The following is a 21,837-nucleotide window of genomic DNA, read 5'->3' as shown; positions in this document are numbered from 1 at the left end:
ATTTTGATCAAATGAAAGTACAAGATAAATTATTTACTAAGGTGTTATTCAAGGTTATCCTTGCTGATTATCTACTTTCCCGTTCTTTTCAGCCGCCAAATGTAAACTAACAGTATTAGAATGATAATGATCAACACGGATATTCCAGCAATGTACCATGCTTTACGGTTATTATTGGTTTCCAGTTCAACTGCTTCCTTATTAAAATCTTTTGCTTCTTCACCGATTGTAAATACTTTTTCCCACTTCCATTCATCTTTTTCATTACTAGCTTGAAGTTCCAAGCGATAGTCTCCTTCTTCCAATGGATTGTTTTCCCAGTCAATAACGACATCCATATTGGAATTGGGAGCCATATTTACATTTGCTTTTTCCAATTCTAGCTGTACTTACTTTTTTCACTATTAATATGATTAACCCAACTATAACAATTCTTTATTAAATCATTAGATACAGAAGAATACAAGTTTCTATAATTTTGTCACTTTAATTTCACCTTTTTGACACAAATCAGGAATTTGGATGTAGTATAATATACCTAATATAATTAAAAGGGCAATTGAGGAGATTCTATGACACACTCAGGTTATGATACGCCAGAAATGTTATTCCAGGTGATTAAGCAAAAAAGAAAACAAATGATAGAGACAGCGAATATTCAAGGTATGGAAAGTGCGGATACATTAAAATGTAGCCAAGAACTCGATGTTTTAATTCTTAAATACCAAAGGAACATAAAAACTAAAGATGAAATCAATGAAGGAGCAAACAACAACAGTTCTTTCGTTGAGGTTTGACCCTGCATTTTCAGGCGACTCAAATTAAATCATAATTCCCTTCTGCCGCAAAGAACTATCAACATAAAAAAAGAAAGTACCTCCTCCAAAATCTTGTAATGGTATTCGACGAAAATCATTGATAGAAACTTTAAATCTGAAACAAAAGGTTAAAGAGAACATTTGGATTCGATAGACCATATACTAAGAACTACCCCCACTTGGCTAAGCTTGATGTGGGGGGATTCATGTGCGGGCTTTTTTCGTAAAAGTACCCATTTCGTACATAAACAGGAAGTTATAGCTATCCACTTTCAAACAGTGGCAGCTGCAAATAACTACTGGAATGCGAAAGCAAAATTAAATTAAGCAAGAAAGCATGGCAGCAAAAACGGAGTAACCGCTAATGTTGCCATGCTTGTTCATGCATATATTTATAAACCTTCTTCTTTTGTCTATCCATTGATGAATTGGAATCCCTTGCCGATAATTATATGGCAATAACCTCTCGCTCACCCTCCCAATCAAAACGGTTTTTCCGTACCCGTCACCATAAGATTAGCACAACCTTGTTTCGCACCATAAATGTGATCACCATTTGTCTTGAATGAAACAAACCAAGTGCTTGCCAATTTACCTGTTCGTTCTTTATTTCACATTAACCGAATAAAACTTGTATTGTTCGCTCTTTTTTGGTCATTTCCAAACAGTTTTTAAGAAATTTTAGTATTTCATTTCGTTGCCATGTTTCAAAATGTTTTTTGCCTGGATAAATAATCATATGCCTGTTATAGTTTTCAAGCGCCTTTTCCATCTGTTGTTGTGTAAAGCTTACACTATCACCTGTCCCGCTCACACCTGCAAAATAATCACTGGACTCTAGTAAACAATAAACTACTAAGGAATTAACATCATTCTTGCTAAAGCGCAGATAAGCAACATTTTCCCCAGATTTGTTGTAACCGAGAATATCATGACCCATCCATAACAGCTCCTTCTGTATAAAATTTTGTAATGCATATTCATTGCTATTGAATTGGAAAACTACAAAATATTCGGTGGCAAATACGTAGGAGTAATTCATTAGTGTTTAACTTCGACCGGAAGATGAACAAAGAGGTAATAAGGGGTGTAACTACATATACCATATACAGACCGCCATTTATTGTCAAAATGGGATTTATGTTTATGAAGGGGCTAAAATACCATTATTAAGAGGCGATACAGATCATAATAGTATTTTCTTGGCACAAAAGTGTATTTTTGGTTTGAAATACATTATGTATTCTATTTTTACACATTTAATCAAAAAAATAATCCACCCTTGAGATTCTCGGTGGATTACTTTCTATCTTATTGACTTCCTAGAGGAACCTTGGTTCGCCCACTCTTTCTATCAAAGAACGCATCTGTTTTGGCAGCACTGTTGCCGTCAAACCACCCCAATGCTTTTTTGTGCCCCGTGTGCTGAATAGTAAAGACCAACAATAACACGTATAATTAGAAACCGGTTGCTTCCATAATACCTTCATCGTTTATCTATAATGATTATTTTACTAGTGCAAGCCACTCATAAAAATTTATACCAAAAATATGAAAAAGGATGCTGCCGCAAGTATTTATTATCTATCTTGACTTTTTCATTATTGATAGTAAATAATTTATTTTAATTACTCATTTCACTCCAGCTACCTAATTTTCTTTTAAAACTAATTTTGTAACAGCTTCAACGTGGTAGGTTTGCGGAAACATATCCACTGGCTGAATAGCTTCAACCGTATACCCATTCTTCGTTAAGTACTTTAGATCCCGCGCCTGTGTTACCGGATTACACGACACATATACCACGCGCTTCGGCTGCAGCTTGACGACGCTTGCTAGGAACGTTTCGTCACTTCCGCTTCGGGGCGGATCCATAAGCACCACATCGGCTTTTTTACCGCGTGCTGCCATTTGCACCATAAACTCGCCGGCATCTCCCTGATAGAATCGTGCATTTTTTACACCGTTACGTTTTGAATTCCGAATGGCGTCACGAACCGCATCGTTATTCATTTCTACGCCAATAACGTTTCCAGCTTTCTGACTGGCAATCAGACTGATGGTACCAATTCCGCAGTACGCATCCACCACCGTTTCCTTTCCAGTCAGATCGGCCATTTCAATCGCCTTCTTATATAATTTTTCGGTCTGGACCGGATTAATCTGATAGAAAGACTTCGCCGAGATCTCGAATGTCATTCCGCAGAGGGTATCTGTGATCGTCCCCTTACCGAACAAAACCTTTTCCTGATTACCCAGAACCATGCTGGTATCCCGTTTATTGACGTTCAGCAAAAGTGTCGTAATTTCAGGATGGGCTTTACGCAAGGCTGTTATAAAATTATTTTTGCCCTTGAAGACGGGTGAAGCTGCTACAAGCACCACCATAATCTGACCGCTGACCTTGCCGATCTTTATCAGGATATGCCTTAGAAAGCCATGGCCGGTATCTTCGTTGTACGGCTTCATTTTAAAAGATTTCATCATACCCTTAATTGTTTGCACGATCTCGTCCGCTTTTGGATCATGAATAAGACACCGGTCCATTGGGATGATCTGATGGGTGCTCGGGGCGTACAACCCGCCGATAACCTGCCGATCTTTATTCTGACCAAACGTCATCTGGCTTTTATTCCGGTAGTCATACGGTTGGTCCATCGTCAAAATGGCTTCCGGCTTTCCGAACGGTTTCATTATCGCATCAATGGTGTTTTGCTTAAAACGACCTTGCGCCTGGTTGCTCATATGCTGCAGCTGACATCCCCCGCATTCGTAATAATACGGGCATGGCGGATTGACACGGTCTTTAGACTGATTGATTATCCGCTTTAGCTCCGCGTTAAGATACGGCCCCTTTTTAGACACACGTACCTCAGCCGTTTCACCTGGTATCAGATACGCTACCTCCAGCTGCTTTCCTTCCCACGTAACAAGACCTTTGCCCTCATTGGTCAGACCTGAGCAAGTCACTTTCGCAGTTATAGCCTTCTGGCGCGGATCAGCAACCGCAGACCCACCTTTTTGCTTCCCTTTTGCCGAACCTTGCTTCCTGTATGGTTTGCCAGATTGATTATATGGTTTATCAGGCTTTTTATAGTCACTATTCTTTCGCTTAGACATAGGCACTTCCCATCTTTACTTTTTCTTTAAGAATCTATTATAGACCACCCAAAGCCGGCAGTAAAACGGGTATTTATGTAAAAGAAGCATTTTTACACATGGACGTATGACAAATCAAGCCTTTCAGAATCTGTCTGCTAGGAAGACAGATATTTTTCATGATATGATGAAAGAAAACTATCCAGTCCACTGGGATTGAAAGCTCAGCACTTTGTAATGTATCCATTCAAACTAACAAAAAGGAATGATTCGTGTGACTAATTATAGGGTTGGCATTATTGGAACCGGCTTCGGGGCACGAGTGCACGCGCCAATGATGAACTTACATAACGGGTTTGAAGTTGTAGCTATTGCCAGTGTGAGAGGGAATGTGGATTCTGCTCGAAAATTAAGCGGTATTGATAACATATATACCGACTGGAAAGCGATGCTTGAGCAGGAATCCCTAGATCTTCTGGTAGTGGCTTCAGCTGTTTTTGCGCATGAAGAAATGGTACAAACGGCTTTTGCTAAAGGCCTTCATGTTTTGTGTGAAAAGCCAATGGCTCTGAATGCTGCCGAAACAGAAGGCATGATTGCTGCCAGGGATCAAGCAGGGAAATGGGGCTTCATCAATCATGAATTTCGATTCCTTCCAGCACAGATGAAAGTGAAAGCAATGATAGAAAATGGTGACCTGGGTAATGTTATGCATATCAGATATGCGTACACACACACTGCTTATACACCGCTCACGTCGAAAAGGCGCGGCTGGCTTGGGCAAAAGGAAGATGGCGGAGGACTTCTGAATGCACTTGGCTCGCATATGATTGATTCTCTGCATTGGTGGACGAACAGCTCCATGAAGGCACTCAATGCTAATTTGATCACCCATGTGCCGGAATACACAGATGAAGAAGGAAACGTCGAGCATCGGACAGCGGATGATGCCTTTCAGGTTATTGGTTCACTTCAAAATAATTCGACCGTCATGCTGGATTTAATTTCTGCCGCACGCAAGGCGTCACATACGAAACGACTAGAAGTGTTTGGGGATCAAAGTACTCTGGTTATGCTGGACGATACCAGCCTGTTCGTCTCAAGTGGTGAACAACCGTTCGAAGAGGTCTCCCTTGATCCGGGCCTAACTGCACCGGATACGGTATCTGCAGCGGTAGCCTCGCACTATAGCAGTTTCAAGCCCATGCTCGATGCCTTGCACGAAACACTTCGGACAGGCCAAAAACATACGACACTTGCCAATTTTGAAAATGGTCAAACCACCCAGAAAGTGCTGGACGCCATTCGCCAGTCAGCAAGAGAAGAGAAAAAGGTTGTGCTGGAATAACCATTTGGTACTTGGCACTTCCCGAATATTGTCGATCAGTCAAAAATTAAGCTACACAAAAAGAGCCAATGAAGTCACTAATGAGGGGCACCAGCCGACTTTTCACACTAGAAAGAAAGACCAGCACATTGGCTGGTCTTTTTCATCAATCACGACTCATCCCTTTGAGAAAGTTCACCAACAGACCTATGGAACGGTTAACTTCCGGGTCTTTCAGTAACTTCATCAATTGAAAGACATTATCGGGGCCATCTGCTTCGGCTCTATCCGCAGTTGCGACCCGCACGCCCTGGTTTAATTTTTCTGTCAACACTTTCAACCGGTCCACATCAAGTGTTCCTAACAGCATGGCAAGTCCTACACCATTTTCAATAACACGGGAATTTTGCGGCTTGTTAATTTCCTTTACTGCAATGTCCAACACTTCTTCTCCTTGAGACAGTGCCCCGTTGAGAATAGCCAGTAATCCCTTGTCATGTAAATGGCGAGTCAACGTAATAGCTTCAAGTACCGCCTCCTTATTGTCCGCAATGGCGGCTTCCACTTCATTTAAATCGTTTTGCCGTCTTGTTTCTTCGTCAACGGAAAGACGCTTAATGTTTGTTATTTGCTTTGCCATGCGCTCTCACCCTTTCACCTGGGAATACGTAATCGTCACGTGCCCATTTTTTCTCAACACGAACGCTAATTTGCGGCTGTCGATTACCGCGACGGTGGTTATTATGCGGAATCGGATCTTCCCCTTCCACGCTAATGACTTTCATCTTCGCTCGTGTATCCTTGTAAGCCGGTGTATTGGTCGCCCAATCGACATCACTGTTTGTCAGTTTGTTGATAGCGAGCTCGTTATTATCGTTCATGGGAATGTATAATTCTTTCCCCTGGACGCGGTCTGTCACCGTAATATGCCCTTTGACCGATCCGGATTCAGAGATAATGCGAACGAAGGAGCCACTCTTGATGCCGCGATCTTCCGCAAGCTCCGGCGACACCTCAATCCAACAATATGGTGTCTTTCTCGTGATGCCTTCCGACTTATAGGTCATGTTCCCTTCATGGAAATGCTCCAATATACGTCCGTTGTTAATATGCAAGTCAAACTCCTCATCTACTCCTACCGGTTCAACGAATTCAACTGGATACAGTTTGGCTTTACCGTCATCAAACGGGAATGATTCCACAAACAAAACAGGTTCATCGGTACCGTCAGCGTGTACAGGCCATTGCAAACTGTTATAACCCTCAAGTCGCTCGTAACTGACTCCCGCAAACAACGGTGTAAGGGAAGCGACTTCATCCATAATCTCACTCGGATGCGAATAGCCCCAGTCAAAGCCCATTTCTTTCGCTAACATGGAAATGATGACCCAGTCCGGCTTGGCATCGCCAGTCGGATCAAGCGCGCGGTACAACCGTTGGATACGACGCTCTGTATTGACAAACGTTCCATCTTTTTCAAGACTTGGAACAGATGGTAAAACAACGTCAGCAAACTCCGCTGTTTTGGATAAAAACAAATCCTGGACAACGAAGAAATCGAGTTTTTCGAAAGCAGCCTGGACATGGTTGGCATTCGCATCAACAATGCCCATCTCTTCCCCTTGTATCCACAGCGATTTCAAGTCACCCTTATGGATCGCCTCAACCATTTGATGGTTGTCGCGACCGCGTTCTTTCTTCAGTTCGACACCCCATGCTTTTTCATAACGAGCGCGTACTTCATCATCCTTCGTGCTTTGATAACCAGGGAAACAATCCGGCATGCTTCCAAAATCGCTGGCACCCTGAACGTTATTATGCCCCCGAAGTGGATAAGCACCAACACCAGGACGGCCGTAATTTCCGGTAACCAGCAATAGATTGGAAATCGCGGTTGACGTATCACTACCGTTCTTTTGCTGGGTGACACCCATTGCCCAGCAAATCGCAACAGATTCTGATTCGTGGATTGCTTCGGCCACTTCTATCAAAGTATCTACTGGGATTCCGGTTACGTTTTGCGCATACTCAAGCGTATACCCTTCCAAACTTTGGAGGTAATCTTCCAATCCGTTAACCCGGTTTTGTAAGAAATCCTTGTCCTCCCAACCCTGGCCAAGATATATTTCGTCACCGCCTGCAGCCATACCAAATCGGTTCCTGGTGTTGGACTCATAAACTTATCCGCTCGTTCGGCCATTTCATGTTTGCGGAGATCAAAGACGAATAGTTTATGACCGTGTAATTTTTGAGCGCGTTTAATTTTTGATGCGATAACCGGGTGAGCCTCCGCGGTATTAGATCCAATGGTGATGATCAGCTCCGCCTTTGCGATATCATCAGACGATCCGGAGTCACCCCCGTAACCGACCGTGCGGAACAACCCTTTTGTTGCCGGAGATTGACAATAACGAGAACAGTTATCCACATTATTCGTACCAATCACCTGGCGGGCGAATTTTTGAGTAAGATACGACTCTTCATTCGTCTCCTTAGATGTCGCAACAAAACCAAGCGCATCGGCACCTTCTTTGTCTTTGACTTCTTGGAATCGACGAGCCACATAAGGGATAGCCTCTTCCCATTCCGTCTCCCGGAAATGGTCGCCTTCACGAATGAGTGGCTTCGTTAAGCGTTCCTCACTATTCACATAATCCCAGCCGAATTTCCCTTTGACACATGTTGCCATACCGTTCGCCGGGGATTCTGCCTGTGGTTGTACTTTCAAAACTTTTCGGCCCTTTGTCCAAACGTCAAAACTACAACCGACGCCACAATATGTACATACGGTTTTCGTTTTTTCAATTCGATCTTCCCGCATCTTTGCTTCCGAATCAGAAATAGCCATTAAAGAACCATAGCCAGTCTCTACTTTCTTCGTAAATTCAATCATGGAACGTAATGTACCAGGCTGTGGTCCAGTCAAATAACCTGCTTCACCGAGCATGGATTTCTCCATTAAGGCATTACAAGGGCATGCAGTTACACATTGACCACAATTGACGCATGATGACTGGTCAATAGGTACATCGTTATCCCAGATGACACGCGGCTGTTCGCGGTCCCAATCAATCAGCAAGGTTTCGTTCACTTCAAGATCCTGACACGCCTCCACACAACGCCCGCAAAGAATACATTGGTTTGGGTCATAACGATAAAAGGAACCTGAATTATCCTCTTCATAAGGTTTCGTTGCAAATGGTTTGTCTTGATGTTCAATCCCTAGATCTCTCACACTATTATGGATTTCACACGTCCCATTGTTGTAATCACAAACCGTGCAATATAGCTCGTGGTTGCTCATAATTTCGTCCATCGCTAGCTTCTGGGCAATCTTAGCATCCTCGATTGTGGTATTTACTTGCATACCGGCTTCAATTGTTGTCCCACAAGCACGTTGCAGTTCCCCATTCACCTCGACAATGCACGTATCACAAGTCTGAAGCGGACCGAGGTTCGGATGATAACAAACATCCGGAACCTCGATTTCCTCCGAACGCAAAAGCTCCAACAAATTACCATTGGGATCACCTAAATACTCCTGACCATCAATGGTTACAATGGTATGATCAGCCAAATACATTCCCTCCATTTTCCGATATAAGTTAACGGTTACAACATTTCACGAGCGGAGTGAATCACCCCTTCTGTCACCCAACCACCGCGTCGTCCTCTGGTTCATTGGAATACAGCTTTCAACATGGTCAACTGAGTGTTCTGTAATCACACGTTTTCTCATAAAGATGATAACTTTATTTAAAACATAGTACGCGGAAAAAGGCCACCTGCAGTTTGACAGAAAAAACACTATCTATACTATAGACAACGTTTTTTCACCTTATTCCACGAATTCCTTCCTTTTACACAAAATTTTCCTATTTCGGTCTCTCTAGTATTGCAGATAATTATAAAAATTGTCAATTAATAGCTTGATAAATACAAAAATTCGTACAGGTATGTCCAAAAAAGTGTGGTTTATATCACTCAATAATATGAAAGTCTTTATTACACTATGATATATATATACATTTAGCAATTCGAGAAGGGCAGTGACAACTATGGATACTTATTCTGTATCTCATGAAATAACAAAACCATCCGATAGAAAACGAATTTTCCGAGATAATGAACGAGAGGTTATGCATCTTAAACTTCAGAAAGGCGAGATTGTTCGTGAACATTATTCACCAAAGCATGTATTTGTTTTCGTGAAACACGGAAATGTGGAGATTACAGTTAATCAAGAGCCGCAAATCGTCAATGCAGAAAATATTCTGCATATGGAGCCACGTGATCGCCATTCCCTTAAGGCTTTAAGTGATGTTTCTATTTTGGTCATGAAATGCTAGGCTAACGTGAAGTGCCAGGCACACGCAATTCTGAATGGTGCATGTGCCTGGCACTTACTTTAGCCATTTCGCCGTCAATGTTTCGGCCGTTAACATCTCTTCCGGTGTGCCTTCAAAGATAATATGCCCGCCTTTTTTTCCGCCTCCTGGACCTAATTCGATTACCCAGTCACTTGCCGCTATAAAGTATGGATTGTGCTCAATGATAATAACGGAGTTGCCTTTGTTGACGAGATTTTGAAACACATCTAACAGTTGTTTATTGTCATTCATGTGCAATCCTAAGGAAGGCTCGTCCAATATGTAGATTTGTCCTTCCTTTTTTAAATGGCTGGCGAGTTTTAGACGCTGAACTTCCCCTCCGCTTAAAGAGCTTGTCGTTTGCCCTAAAGTTAGATATCCTAATCCTACCTCTTTTAGGGTATTCACGCTTTTGACGATCTTAGGCTTGTTAAAATAGTTCATCGCCTCGTCTATCGTTAATTCTAAGATTTCTACTATATTTTTATCGCCATATCGATAGGACAACGCTTCATCAGAATATCTGGTACCGCCACACGCTTCACACGTAATCGTCACTGGATCTGCAAATGCTACATCTGGCGTGACGACGCCTTTTCCTTTACAGACAGGACATGCTCCTAACGAGTTAAAGCTGAACAATCCGGCTGGTTGTCCGGTTTCTTTGGCAAATATGGACCGGATATCATCCATGATCCCCATATATGTCGCTAGTGTCGATCGGCTCGAGACCCCTATACTGTCTTGAGATACCATAATGGCATCTGGATACTTTTCCGGGAATGCTTCCAACATCAAGGAACTTTTACCTGAACCCGAGACCCCGCATATGGAAACGAAGGCTTTTTCAGGAATAGTTACGCTGATATTTTTCAGGTTATGTTTACTTATGTTTTCCATCGAAAAATAACTTGTTATCTCTCTTGGAGCTTGGTTGATGTTAAGTTTGTAGTTAAGCGTTGTGGCCGTTTGCGCGTTTTTCAATCCTTCCAATTTTCCTTGATAAACAACCTCTCCTCCGTCGATACCTGCCCCGGGTCCCATCTCGATTATTTCATCGGCTACTTTTATGATGGATAGGTCGTGTTCAATAACAATGACTGTATTGTGCTGTGCCTTAAGTGTTTTAAGTAAGTCTATTAACATGGCCACTTCTTCGGGATGGAGCCCTGCACTCGGTTCATCAAAAATGTATGTCATATTGTTGAGGCTGCTTCCTAAATGACGAGCAATGGAGGGAATGCAATAAATTCATCGGAGGCCCCTACTCTATCCGCATAATCGAATATGTATTTTCGGATAGCCATATATGTTAGAACTGGCATTCCACCAATGAACTGCGTCCACAGCCATAAATAATTATGGTATTGCGTGAAACCTCCACCATCATCGATAGAAACAGAAGGTGTAATATTCTCTAGATTAAAACGGAAAACATCTTCAGGATTAAAGTAGACCCTGTCTGTTACTTGTTTTTCGTATTTTTCAATTTTTCCTTTTCTTTTTCTAATGATCGGTTCTTTTTTATCAGTATCAACGTATCTAAAATATTTGAATTGTCCTTTATTCTGGTTATCTGACATAAATTTTCTCCTTCCTTCCCATCACAATACATGTAAGAAAAAAGGATTCATTTTGACATTTTCTATCTATATGGTAAACTATCCATAGAATTATATAATGAATCCCGCCTTCCTGTGATTTTATTTAATCTCCTAGAGGTCAAACTAGATAAAGATTAAATAAAATGTATAGGTGGGTTTTTTTATTTATTTATTGGAAATGATAACATAATACGACACTTTTAGCCATAACAGAATATTACATGTAACCTAGGATGGTAGTTAGAACAGCTTTCTAATCACAATCCACTCGCCATCTTCTACTTCAATCCATCTACGTTCGATTAGATCATTTACAATTTCTTGAATTTCGTCACCACTATGCCCTAACCGGAATTGCAACTCTGTAAGGGAAGGAATTCGCCCTTTTTTGTTATTGTGCTGCAAAACAGTGAGTATCTTTCTTTCCAAATCTGTTAGTTGGTCATTAAAAATAGACATGCGTATTTCTTCCTTATTATATGTTGTTTTCAGTAGTTGACTTTTGGTGATCCAAACAATCGTGGCAAACAAATTGCCCTTCTTTAAATCCTCCATCATCTGCCCATGTTCCACAAATTGAACACGGCTGATAAATAAACTCTCCTGCAATAGTTTTTTTCATTAATATCCACACCTTATTTAAATTATCCTTTGATCCATTTCAGTTTTTCTTTCATTTGTTTCCTTCCAGCTTGCGTATAACGAACCGTTGTTTCAATTGCCGGAATCCCCTGTTTCGTAACATGGCCAAGATAATATGCAATTTCCTCGAGTGTCCAACCACCCTCTCTTGCACGGTGAGCAAAATCGTGCCGGAGATCATGAAACGTTATATCTTGGACGTACTCCCATTCGTCTTTTGTTGCTTTTGCTCGCAAGTTACGGAACCAATGGTGGATACCGGGCTCCGTCAGTCGGTCAGCCCGTTGTGATGTAAATACATATTGACTGTTGTTATCTTTTCTACTTTCCAAATAATCTTCGAGTGGTTTTCTTACCTTATTTAATATATCAATCTCCCGCATCTTATCATTTTTATAGCCAACTTTAAGCCAACCGATTTTTGGTCCGATATAGATATTGTCCATTTTAAGCCAGGATACATCACTAACACGACAGCCCGCCCAATAGCCAAGTGCAAATAATGCTTGTCCACGAACATCATTCTCTCGTTCTACAAGGTTACGCAAAATGAAACGCTGGTCATCCGTTAACTCACGTGGAGCCATGAGGGGCTGAACTGGGATATCAACATCAGACGTTGGATTTTTATCCAATAATTCTTTTTCTTCAATCAGCCATTTAGCGAAACCGGATAATGCTGATTTCATTCGTTTTCGGTGATTGACACTATATCCTTGTTGGTCTAATTCTTCCATAAACATTTCGACTGCTGTTTTGGTAAATAACTCCATTCGGAATATGCCATTACTTCCCGGTTTTTGTATTACCCATTCCATGAATTGTCTGATAGATCTGATATAAGCATCTGAAGTTTTATCAGATTTTCCCGATAAAATTTCCCTGTATTCTTCGATTAATGTTTGATGATTCGGAAAGGTTACAACTCTCTCCATAAGCGACATTCCTTCCAAAAAATTTCTGTTACGAGTTTTCTGCCTTCATTTTAGCATATCATTTTCGTTCATTCCATGTTTTAGGCAAGAAATTCTATTAAACTCGTAACATAATACCTATTCTGTTACGAGTTTGATTTTCCTTTTAATTCCATTTTCTTACTTTTGAAACAGTCGATATTGTATTTCACCTTATTTACATGTAAACTAATATTTATAAATTATTTATGTAGGAGTATAGTGATGAATAAAAAAGAACGAAGAGGTATACACAAACCAGTTTCCTATAAAATTTATCCACTGTTCAAATATATCTTTGATTCTTGTACAGATGTTTTTTCTACTCAGAGTTTTTTAGCAAATGCTTTGATCCGAGAATCTGATTTATTTATTGCTGATGAAGTAGAGGAAATACCTGCTTTTCATAAATCCCATCTTTTTGAGAAAATGTGTGATGATATAAAAACATTAGACAATCCTATTCATTTCGAACAAACGACAGATGTTTATAGTACCGAACGTATTATAGAACTTAAAAAAGTCATGACCGAACATAACCTCAAATGGAATGATGACAAAATCTCTTTAATGCTTCGAGTCCTACCTAATTATACAAACTTTCTTTCCGGTTTCACAAACGCTACTATTGGTCAGGTTGTGGAATTGGCCATTGCAAACTTCATTAATAATTGTAGTGAATTTCAATTCAAGCTTATTAAAATGACTTTTAAAAACCGCATCAAACAACAATCTGAAAACAAATGACGGAGGAAAACCTCCGCCATTTTTGTCGTTATTCTTTGATTTCTTCTTAAAATATTAATGTAGATTATCACGAGCGAACAACATCAGGTCATAGTATTCACAAGCCTGTTCATACTGCTCGACGTCTTGGTAATAAGTGGCTAACAGTTCACTGTATTCCCTCACAGAATACCATAATTTCTTTTCCATAAAGTAATCTACTATATTTATAAATTCTGACTCGAAGTCATACAATTTCTTATGATCTGGACTATATATTGCTTTTAGTCCTCGGAAGTGGCAGTAGTATTCTTGGTTATTAGTTTGTTTGCATAAATCCATACCCGAGTTGTACCACTTATTCCCTTCGTCAATCCGATCCAACATATAAAGTTGTTTTGTTAAAAGGAAATAAATCTCTGTATGAAAATTACTGTTCTCTGAATCTGAACTCTCTAAAGCTTGTTGAAGATAACGGACTGCAACCTCTGGCTTATCTTGCTCACTATATAGAAAACCGATATTGAGATATATCTTCATGTTTAATTGCTGGTAGTTTACTTTACTTCCCACCTCAAGCGCCAGTCGATAGTAACGTTCAGCATCCGTGTACCGTTTTATCTCCTGATAGCTTGATGCTAATTGGATATAACAGTTGGCCATCATCTTGTATTCTGTATTTTGCTCGTATATCTGATAAGCCATTTGGACACATTGAATAGAAAGAACAATTTTGTCTAGTTTGTAATAAACCTTGGCTATACGATAATAATATGCAGCAAGTTCCAATGGGCTGATCTTATTCATATTGTTCTTAGCTAATTTCAGAAAATATAGTGCTTCATGGTAATCTTTTTCAAAGTATTTTTGCAGCCCTTTTAAAAATTTAATACGATAGTGGCTATATTGATCACTATCTTCTACCCGTTCCTCTATATAGGAAATGGTATTTTTAGCTCTGGAAATGTTTTGCTGATACAATTGGAACTCCGCTTTATTGAGTAGGTATATTTTCCTAGCTTCAATTTGATTCAATTCCTGCTCTTGAATTTGATCATCAAGTTCTGCGGCTTTATTAAGGTCTTTTTTCTGTATACTCGCATGAAAGTCCTCCAATAAAGAAGGAGTTGTTTTGGTTACCCCCATCTTTCCACCTCACCGAATTTATTAGTTTGTCGTAGTTCTTGTTGTCGGATCTTAGTGTTTTTGACTATTGTTATTTACATATTACACGAACATTCGTTCTGAGTCAATTTTCCTCCCTAATGTTTATTGTTTAATAAAAGTTGGTATTGTGGAACTAGGAAAATTAACCCCATTTTTATTGCTCTTTTTATCTTTCAGAAAGACGAAATTTTAAATAAAAACGACCAAACTCTCATAAGTTAAGTCGTTTTTTACATGAATCTTATACCACTTTAACTTGTTAAGGATTTTTAAAGTAATCCTTTAACGCTTTTTCCACTAATTCATACATTTTTTTACCCTGTTTTAGACTTTGTAATTTTAGTTCATAGTGCAGATCTTTATGAATATCGAGCGTAAAACGTTTGCGTTCATTTTCGCCTGGGTCGGAATTATTCGTATTTAAATTCTGATTCATCGCTTGGGCAGCACTATGTTTCCTTTGTTCTTCCCGCTTTTGTTCCATAATATCATTTGTTCCGGACACGGTTTATCAACTCCTTATAAAATGTTTTATATTGATAAATAGCTTTGTTCAATTCTTTATTATCTTCAAATCCGTATAGTGATAGTCTTCCAATCGGGGCTTTTCTTGTAATAATAGTGTCAAACACCAATGATGGATAGTCTTCTGCTATTAAGTTATTAAATGCTTTAGCATCATTACGACGAATGTCATTCATTGTACGTAATATACCAATTGCTTCCACGTTTTTACTACTTACATCTTGAGCAGCAGTAATGGAGTCCATAAAATTAGGAATGGCAGAATAGCACCAGTTCGAGCATTCATACATCACGACCACATAATCACTGGCAGCTAGTGCATTCGTGGTCTGTTCTGATAAAGATGGTGGCGTATCAATGACGATAAAATCATATTCATTAGCAACTACATCCAACGTACGATTTAATATAAGGCTAGGGTTGGCTGAGTAAGGTATTTTTTCCCCTGTGTATCGTCTACTTGTATAAATCCATCTTGGAAAGGTGGCTAGAAAATTGTTTCCAGCTAATAAATCTAAGTGATCATTAATGTTTACTATGTATTTTTTAGGATCATTATATTGCATGGCTTCTAAAATAGAATGTTCTACAAAGTTATTCGCCGGCTTGTTTGTTAATAGTTCTGATAGATTCCCTTGAGAATCCATATCAATAGCTAGTACACGATAACCATCCTCACCTAAAAGATGAGACAAAATGCCAGTTGTTGTCGATTTGCCGCTACCACCTTTTTGTATCCCCATTGTAATGGTTATTGCCATATCAGGGCCTCCCTTGCATTAGAGTTTCCTTATTTATATATTACAATATTTATACGTGTAAATAAATATATAAATTCATATTTTCATATTTATTGAGAGCGTAAAATAGTTTGTGTAAATGAATATACCTAAACGATGGTCATAGAAAAAGGAAGACCTTTTCCTGTAGAATAGAGTTAGCACACAAAACCCACAGGAGGTCTTCCCTATGAGTCATCTTACTACAGATTTGCTAGAAGGACTAGCCCAAAAGCAGGATATTGAAGAAATTTTTCGCCATCACTTGGAAACAGCCATCAATCAGCTTTTAAAACACGAATTAACGGCTTTCCTGGACTATGAGCCTTATGAGCAGGCCGGCGTTAACTCCGGTAATTCCCGTAACGGGTTCTATGACCGAACGTTCAAAACGGAATACGGCAGCCTTGAGCTGCATATTCCCAGAGACCGCAACGGTTCCTTTCAGCAACAAACGCTGGCGCCTTATAAACGTTCTAACGACACGCTGGAACAATTTGTAATCCATTTGTACGAAAAGGGCATAACGACGGATGAAATTGCTGATTTGATCGAAAAAATGTATGGTCAACATTATTCCAAACAGACCGTTTCAAATCTGACACAGCTTGTGTCAGAAGATGTTCAGGCATTCCATGAGCGAACCCTGGAGCGACGTTATGTGTGCATTTATCTGGATGCCACCCAGATCCCGATTCGTCGTCAAAGCGTTGAAAAAGAATCGGTCTATATTGCCATTGGCATTGCAGAAGATGGCGGCAAAGAAGTACTGGACTTTACCATTGCCCCAACGGAATCCGCCAATGTGTGGGAGGAGTTGGTACAGCACTTATCTGAACGCGGTGTTGAACATGTCCTTCTCTTTATTTCGGACGGCTTGAACGGCATGACAGATGCCTTGCATCGTGTCTACCCAAAAGCCAAACATCAGGTGTGCTGTGTCCATGTTTCCCGCAATATCGCTAACAAAGTTCGTGTGAAAGATCGTGCGGCTATTCTGGATGATTTCAAGGCTATTTACGAAGCTGAGGACCGCCAGCAAGCTCTTAGTGCCCTGGACCAATTTCAAAATAAATGGCACAAAACGTATCCTCGCGCTGTCGACGCAGTGATGAGACAGGATCGCTTATTAACGTTCTATGATTTCCCGGTATCCATCCGTTCCAGTATTTATACCACAAATCTCATCGAAGGATTTAACAAGGAAATCAAACGCTACGTCAAACGCAAAGAACAATTTCCCAACGAGGATGCCCTGGAACGTTTTCTGGTAACCCAATTTTTGGATTACAACCATAAATTCGGTATGCGGTGCCACAAAGGATTTGGAAAGGCGAAGCCCGAACTACTGCAGATGTTTGAAGCGCTGGAAAATCAGGCTTAACACCGCCATCCTTGACCCTGCTTGCGGTCGTGGTGGTGTGTACATGGCGGCTGGGCAAAATAAAGCCCTCAAGGGGCTCCATCCGCACACCGAGCGTACCACGACCGATCTCTTCTACGTTCTCGCTGGCCGGGTCCCTGAACCCAACACAGCGAATCACGAAGAAGAGGCGCAGGGTCAAGGACAAGCAGCTGCCGCTGTGGCTTAGAGCAGCCACCTAATCTTGAAACTTTGAAAAACAATGGCTAACCTTCTACAGGAATAGGGTCATTTACACAAAATTATTGACGCCCCCTATCTCTATGTCGATAGGCAAATTCGATTTTAAGTCAATGTCCCATTTTTCGACTTATTTTTTATTTAGTTTGACAGCATCCATCTCAAGGAAAAAACAAGCCTTTTCTCCCAAATGACTTATTAAACTTGATACACATCAAAGTAATGTTATAAAAAAGTAAGGTGGACCCCATCGTCAAGACACAAATTTTATAAAAATAAGGTGGGGTTATCATTGTTTTCCCTTTCCCATCTTACTAACCAGCTCTTTCCTGTGTCAGGTTCTGTCAAGGGCGTATTTCCCCTTGACAGGTTCTGGCACAGGAAAGATAATTGCGCCAAGATGGAAAGGATAACGGACTATCTGAAATAAATAGATGCTGGTGTTTGATAATCTAATGATTGATGAGGCCGTTCATGATTATAAAGGTTCATGTAGTCTCTTATATTGCTTCTGGCTGCTCTTGGGGAGCCATAGTCTTTTAAATAGACTTCTTCGTACTTAAGGCTTCTCCAAAAGCGTTCGATCATGATATTATCCAATGCCCGGCCTCTTGAGTCCATGCTGATCTGTATGGATGGATGCTCCTTTAAAAGACTAATATATTTTGGGCTGGTGAAATGACTGCCTTGGTCACTGTTAAATATTTCTGGTATACCAACCGTGAATGCACGTTGTACGGCATCCAGGACAAAGTCAATTGCCAGCGTCTGATCTAATTCCCAGCTGATAATGTAGCGAGAATACCAATCGATAATGGCCGTTAGATACATCCAGCTGTTATACAGGCGAATGTATGTTATGTCAATGCTCCACACTTGATTGGGACGGGTAATCGTCACTCCTTTCAACAGATATGGATAAATACGGTGCTGCAGATTGCGTTTACTCAAATTAGGACCCGGATAAATGGCTTGTATACCCATTTCACGCATGTGACGTTGCACTCTTTTACGGTTGATATTCACTCCTTTATTCTTTAGTATTTCATTAATCTTGCGTGAGCCAAAAAACGGGTGTTTGGTATAAATCTCATCAATCTGATGTTTAATGGCAACCTCTTCCGGTGACGGCTGAACATGCTTGTAGTAAAGGCTGGAACGATTGATCCCAAGCAGGTCGGCCTGCCAAGAGATGGGCAGTTCAGGATCATCCCAGTCCACCATTTCCATGCGTTCCCGTCTAGTCGTTGTAGATGCCAGATTTTTTTTGATCCACGACAATTGCGTGGTTAACTTACCAACCTCCGAATAGAGGCTTTCCAGCTTTTCTTCATAGTCAGCTTTCATTTTTTCCAAGTCTTTGTTTTGTTTCTCAAAGACCTGTGGCATTTCTTGCAGGAACTGCGTTTTCCATTTATGAAGCTGGTTCACATGAATCCCATGTTCCGAAGCAATCTGACTCATTGCCTTTTCTTCCTTCAAGATTTCCAACACGATTTGTGATTTGAATTCTGGTGTATATCTTTTGCGTTTCATATACCTACCTTAACATCTCCTTTTTTCGTGTCTAAAATCTTGGGTCCATTATAAAGACTCTATACTGAAGATAGAACAAATCAGACATGTCAATGTGATTTAAAAGGTGTTGCCCTAACTTAATGAGGCACTTTGAAAAAATCAAATGTGGAGGGGAGCAAAATGCAAAGGTATATTTTAAGTAAGAAGAATCAGATTACCGTCATCAGCGCTGTTTTAATTGCACTTGGTTTCTTGGTTCGATTTGGTTTAGACAATATGATGTTATTTAACGGGGCGTTGATCATTGCTTCGATTCTCGGAATTTCTCCGATAGCCATCCAGGCGTACCAGGCTTTAAAAGTAAAAGTCGTCAGTATTGATGTACTGGTTACAATCGCTGTCGTTGGCGCTGTCATCATTCAAAACTATGAAGAATCCGCCATTGTCACGTTCCTGTTTTTATTCGGTGCTTATCTGGAACAGCGCAGCCTGAATCAAACACGTTCAGCCATCAAAGAGCTGACAGATATGGCCCCAGAAACAGCCATGAAGCAAATGGGCGATGACGAATTTGCGGAAGTGGACGTGTTTGACGTAGATGAAGGCGACACTTTATTGGTCAGAACCGGTTCAAGTGTTCCTGTAGATGGAACTGTCCTGACCGGTGAAGGGCATGTGAACGAAGCAAGTGTGACTGGAGAATCCGTTCCAGTTGGCAAAAAAGAAGGCGAGGACGTGTTCGCCGGCACCATATTGGAAAATGGAACGGTTCAGGTTCAGGCAGACCGCGTTGGAGAAGACACAACATTTGGCCGGATCATTGAATTGGTTGAAGAAGCACAAGACTCCAAATCAGAAGCTGAACGGTTTATCGACCGTTTCTCCAAATACTATACCCCGGCTATTTTAGGCATCGCCATCATCATTTGGATATTAACACAGAATACTGAAATGGCGATTACAGCGCTTGTTCTCGGCTGTCCTGGCGCATTGGTCATTGGCGTCCCGGTCTCGAATGTTTCCGGCATTGGAAACGGCGCACGTAATGACGTTCTCTTGAAGGGAAGTGAGGTCATCAACGACTTCAGCAAAGTAGATTCCATCGTTTTTGATAAAACCGGAACATTAACTGTTGGAAATCCTGAAGTCGCCGAAAAACAATTCTACGGAGAAAATACCGATGAGGTTCTCAGCTATTTGGCAAGTGTCGAGCGTGAATCAGACCATCCCCTGGCACAAGCGGTCCTTGACAACATTGGGAAAACATCGCTTTATCCAGTCGAAGCAACCGAAGTCGTCAAGGGTGAAGGCGTGATTGCAACCGTAGAAGGCCATCGTATTGCAGTCGGAAACGCAGCTTTGATGAGAAGAGAAATTGTCACTTTGAGTGAAGAAGCTCAAGCAGACATCAAACAATATGAGAAGAATGGCAATTCGCTTGTTCTGACAGCAGTTGATGGTGAATTAAAAATCCTGATGGGTATCCGGGATCAAATTCGGCCGGGCGTCAAACAAGAACTGCAAAACTTGAAAAATCTCGGCGCTAAGAACCTGATTGTCCTATCAGGGGATAACCAGGGAACAGTAGATTTAATTGCCAATGAAATCGGACTAACCGAAGCACATGGGCATATGCTGCCTGAGGATAAATCAAATTATATCAAAAAACTACAGGCAGACGGTCAAATCGTTGCGTTTGTCGGTGATGGCATCAATGACAGTCCTTCGCTGGCACTGTCAGATATCGGCATTGCCATGGGAAGTGGAACAGACGTTGCGATCGAGACATCGGATGTCGTCTTGATGCAATCAGATTTCAATCATCTCGCCCATGCCCTCGGTCTGAGCAAAGCCATTTCCAGAAACATGAAGCAAAACATTACCATTGCCATCGGGGTTGTCGTCGTCTTGTTCTCCGGCCTTTTCTTCAGTAACTGGATGAACATGTCCATCGGCATGCTGGCACACGAAGGCAGTATTCTAGTCGTCATCTTAAACGGCATACGTCTGCTTCGTTATCGCTTAAAAAATCAACAAACAGAACCGAGCACTTCATATGGACAAACAAAAACGTCATTACAAACGTCTCAAGAAAATAAATATAATCTGCAGCACCGGGTTTACCCCTACCTGTTGAAAGGTTTGGTGATTGATCATCCCAATCAGGTTTGGAGTATTGATATTACCTATATTCGCCTGCATCGAAACTGGATGTATTTAACCGCTGTCATCGATTGGTACTCCCGATGCATTATCAGTTGGGAATTGGATCAGACACTAGCAATGGACTTTGTTCTGAAAGCTGTCCAGCGCGCCTTCACAGTTGGCGGAATACCTGAAATTTTCAATAGTGACCAGGGCAGCCATTTCACTAGTTCCAGCTATATCAGCCTGTTGCAGGAACATCCATCCATAAGCATCAGTATGGACTCCAAAGGACGTGCCCTGGACAACATTAGAATTGAACGTTTTTGGCGCAGTCTCAAATATGAAGAGGTTTATTTAAAAGACTATAACACGCCAAGAGAAGCACGCAACAATATACGGGCGTATATGGAACTCTATAACCATGAGCGTCCTCATCAGTCATTAAACTATCAAACACCTGGATCCGTTTATTTTCAGTAGGCTTTAATCCTTTCCATCTTCTGCTCATTATCTTTCCCATATCAGAACCCGTCAAGGGAAAATACGCCCCTTGACAGA

General features: G+C 40.9%; 18 protein-coding genes and 2 pseudogenes. 7 read left to right on the top strand and 13 right to left on the bottom strand.

The features are described from left to right. Positions 1–71 precede the first annotated feature (71 nt). Entirely contained in the window at positions 72–377 is a 306-nt protein-coding gene (locus FFL34_RS11975) for a WxL protein host-binding domain-containing protein (protein WP_138603632.1), read from the bottom strand. Positions 378–572: 195 nt separating this feature from the next. Here FFL34_RS11975 and FFL34_RS11970 point away from each other — a divergent pair, with 195 nt between their 5' ends. Next, complete coding sequence (locus FFL34_RS11970; protein ID WP_234031489.1) at positions 573–797, top strand: aspartyl-phosphate phosphatase Spo0E family protein; 225 nt, start codon at positions 573–575, stop codon at positions 795–797. 213 nt (positions 798–1,010) lie between these two features. Beyond that, positions 1,011–1,145 (top strand): hexameric tyrosine-coordinated heme protein, encoded by a 135-nt coding sequence (locus FFL34_RS19060; RefSeq protein WP_185959645.1) that lies wholly within the window; start codon positions 1,011–1,013, stop codon positions 1,143–1,145. Between the two features lie 289 nt (positions 1,146–1,434). Here the strand turns inward: FFL34_RS19060 and FFL34_RS11960 are convergent, their stop codons facing one another. Next, positions 1,435–1,758 carry a hypothetical protein gene (locus FFL34_RS11960; protein ID WP_138603630.1) on the bottom strand — a complete coding sequence of 108 codons (324 nt, stop codon included), beginning with the start codon at positions 1,756–1,758 and terminating at the stop codon, positions 1,435–1,437. A 710-nt stretch (positions 1,759–2,468) separates the two neighbouring features. Beyond that, positions 2,469–3,938 carry a 23S rRNA (uracil(1939)-C(5))-methyltransferase RlmD gene (rlmD, locus tag FFL34_RS11955; protein WP_138603629.1) on the bottom strand — a complete coding sequence of 490 codons (1,470 nt, stop codon included), beginning with the start codon at positions 3,936–3,938 and terminating at the stop codon, positions 2,469–2,471. A 253-nt stretch (positions 3,939–4,191) separates the two neighbouring features. Here rlmD and FFL34_RS11950 point away from each other — a divergent pair, with 253 nt between their 5' ends. Next, positions 4,192–5,265, top strand: a complete 1,074-nt coding sequence (locus FFL34_RS11950; RefSeq protein ID WP_171046352.1) for a Gfo/Idh/MocA family protein — start codon at positions 4,192–4,194, stop codon at positions 5,263–5,265. Positions 5,266–5,410: 145 nt separating this feature from the next. Here the strand turns inward: FFL34_RS11950 and FFL34_RS11945 are convergent, their stop codons facing one another. After that, on the bottom strand, positions 5,411–5,884 hold the full coding sequence (locus FFL34_RS11945; protein WP_138603627.1) for a helical membrane plugin domain-containing protein: 474 nt from the start codon (positions 5,882–5,884) through the stop codon (positions 5,411–5,413). After that, positions 5,859–8,821, bottom strand: a pseudogene (gene fdhF, locus FFL34_RS11940) (formate dehydrogenase subunit alpha). Before fdhF ends, FFL34_RS11945 begins: the two are co-directional and overlap by 26 nt. A 481-nt stretch (positions 8,822–9,302) precedes the next feature. Here fdhF and FFL34_RS11935 point away from each other — a divergent pair. After that, the gene (locus FFL34_RS11935) at positions 9,303–9,593 is read left to right on the top strand and encodes a cupin domain-containing protein (protein WP_138603626.1); all 291 of its coding nucleotides are present in this window, start codon (positions 9,303–9,305) and stop codon (positions 9,591–9,593) included. Positions 9,594–9,647: 54 nt separating this feature from the next. On the opposite strand, the pseudogene FFL34_RS11930 reads toward FFL34_RS11935, so the two are convergent. The 4 genes and pseudogenes from FFL34_RS11930 to FFL34_RS11915 form a co-directional block, all read right to left on the bottom strand. Further along, a pseudogene (locus FFL34_RS11930) lies at positions 9,648–10,847 on the bottom strand (ATP-binding cassette domain-containing protein); the annotation flags it as partial. After that, positions 10,832–11,197 carry a hypothetical protein gene (locus FFL34_RS11925; RefSeq protein WP_138603625.1) on the bottom strand — a complete coding sequence of 122 codons (366 nt, stop codon included), beginning with the start codon at positions 11,195–11,197 and terminating at the stop codon, positions 10,832–10,834. The gene FFL34_RS11925 and the pseudogene FFL34_RS11930, both read right to left, overlap by 16 nt. 261 nt (positions 11,198–11,458) lie before the next feature. After that, positions 11,459–11,827 carry a MarR family transcriptional regulator gene (locus FFL34_RS11920; RefSeq protein WP_138603624.1) on the bottom strand — a complete coding sequence of 123 codons (369 nt, stop codon included), beginning with the start codon at positions 11,825–11,827 and terminating at the stop codon, positions 11,459–11,461. Between the two features lie 35 nt (positions 11,828–11,862). Continuing rightward, the gene (locus FFL34_RS11915; RefSeq protein WP_138603623.1) at positions 11,863–12,795 is read right to left on the bottom strand and encodes a tyrosine-type recombinase/integrase; all 933 of its coding nucleotides are present in this window, start codon (positions 12,793–12,795) and stop codon (positions 11,863–11,865) included. A 243-nt stretch (positions 12,796–13,038) separates the two neighbouring features. On the opposite strand from FFL34_RS11915, the gene FFL34_RS11910 reads away from it, so the two are divergent. Further along, on the top strand, positions 13,039–13,560 hold the full coding sequence (locus FFL34_RS11910) for a hypothetical protein (protein ID WP_138603622.1): 522 nt from the start codon (positions 13,039–13,041) through the stop codon (positions 13,558–13,560). Between the two features lie 54 nt (positions 13,561–13,614). Here FFL34_RS11910 and FFL34_RS11905 read toward each other — a convergent pair whose 3' ends face one another. The 3 genes from FFL34_RS11905 to FFL34_RS11895 form a co-directional block, all read right to left on the bottom strand. After that, positions 13,615–14,685: a tetratricopeptide repeat protein gene (locus tag FFL34_RS11905; RefSeq protein ID WP_138603621.1), complete on the bottom strand. Its 1,071-nt coding sequence runs from the start codon at positions 14,683–14,685 to the stop codon at positions 13,615–13,617. Positions 14,686–14,965: 280 nt separating this feature from the next. Then, positions 14,966–15,211, bottom strand: a complete 246-nt coding sequence (locus tag FFL34_RS11900; RefSeq protein ID WP_138603620.1) for a hypothetical protein — start codon at positions 15,209–15,211, stop codon at positions 14,966–14,968. Further along, positions 15,195–15,992, bottom strand: a complete 798-nt coding sequence (locus FFL34_RS11895; RefSeq protein WP_138603619.1) for a ParA family protein — start codon at positions 15,990–15,992, stop codon at positions 15,195–15,197. Before FFL34_RS11895 ends, FFL34_RS11900 begins: the two co-directional genes overlap by 17 nt. Before the next feature lie 208 nt (positions 15,993–16,200). Here FFL34_RS11895 and FFL34_RS11890 point away from each other — a divergent pair, with 208 nt between their 5' ends. Continuing rightward, positions 16,201–17,394, top strand: a complete 1,194-nt coding sequence (locus FFL34_RS11890) for an IS256 family transposase (RefSeq protein ID WP_138602395.1) — start codon at positions 16,201–16,203, stop codon at positions 17,392–17,394. A 636-nt stretch (positions 17,395–18,030) separates the two neighbouring features. On the opposite strand, the gene FFL34_RS11885 is transcribed toward FFL34_RS11890, so the two are convergent. Then, positions 18,031–19,149: an IS3 family transposase gene (locus FFL34_RS11885; RefSeq protein ID WP_138603618.1), complete on the bottom strand. Its 1,119-nt coding sequence runs from the start codon at positions 19,147–19,149 to the stop codon at positions 18,031–18,033. A gap of 162 nt (positions 19,150–19,311) precedes the next feature. On the opposite strand from FFL34_RS11885, the gene FFL34_RS11880 reads away from it, so the two are divergent. Then, positions 19,312–21,759 carry an IS3 family transposase gene (locus FFL34_RS11880; RefSeq protein WP_138603617.1) on the top strand — a complete coding sequence of 816 codons (2,448 nt, stop codon included), beginning with the start codon at positions 19,312–19,314 and terminating at the stop codon, positions 21,757–21,759. The last annotated feature ends 78 nt before the right edge of the window (positions 21,760–21,837 follow it).

The sequence above is a fragment of the Lentibacillus cibarius genome, assembly GCF_005887555.1.
Lineage (GTDB): Bacteria > Bacillota > Bacilli > Bacillales > Amphibacillaceae > Lentibacillus > Lentibacillus cibarius.
The sequence above is the reverse complement of the archived record's forward strand: the minus strand, read 5'-3'. Positions and strand labels throughout refer to the sequence as shown.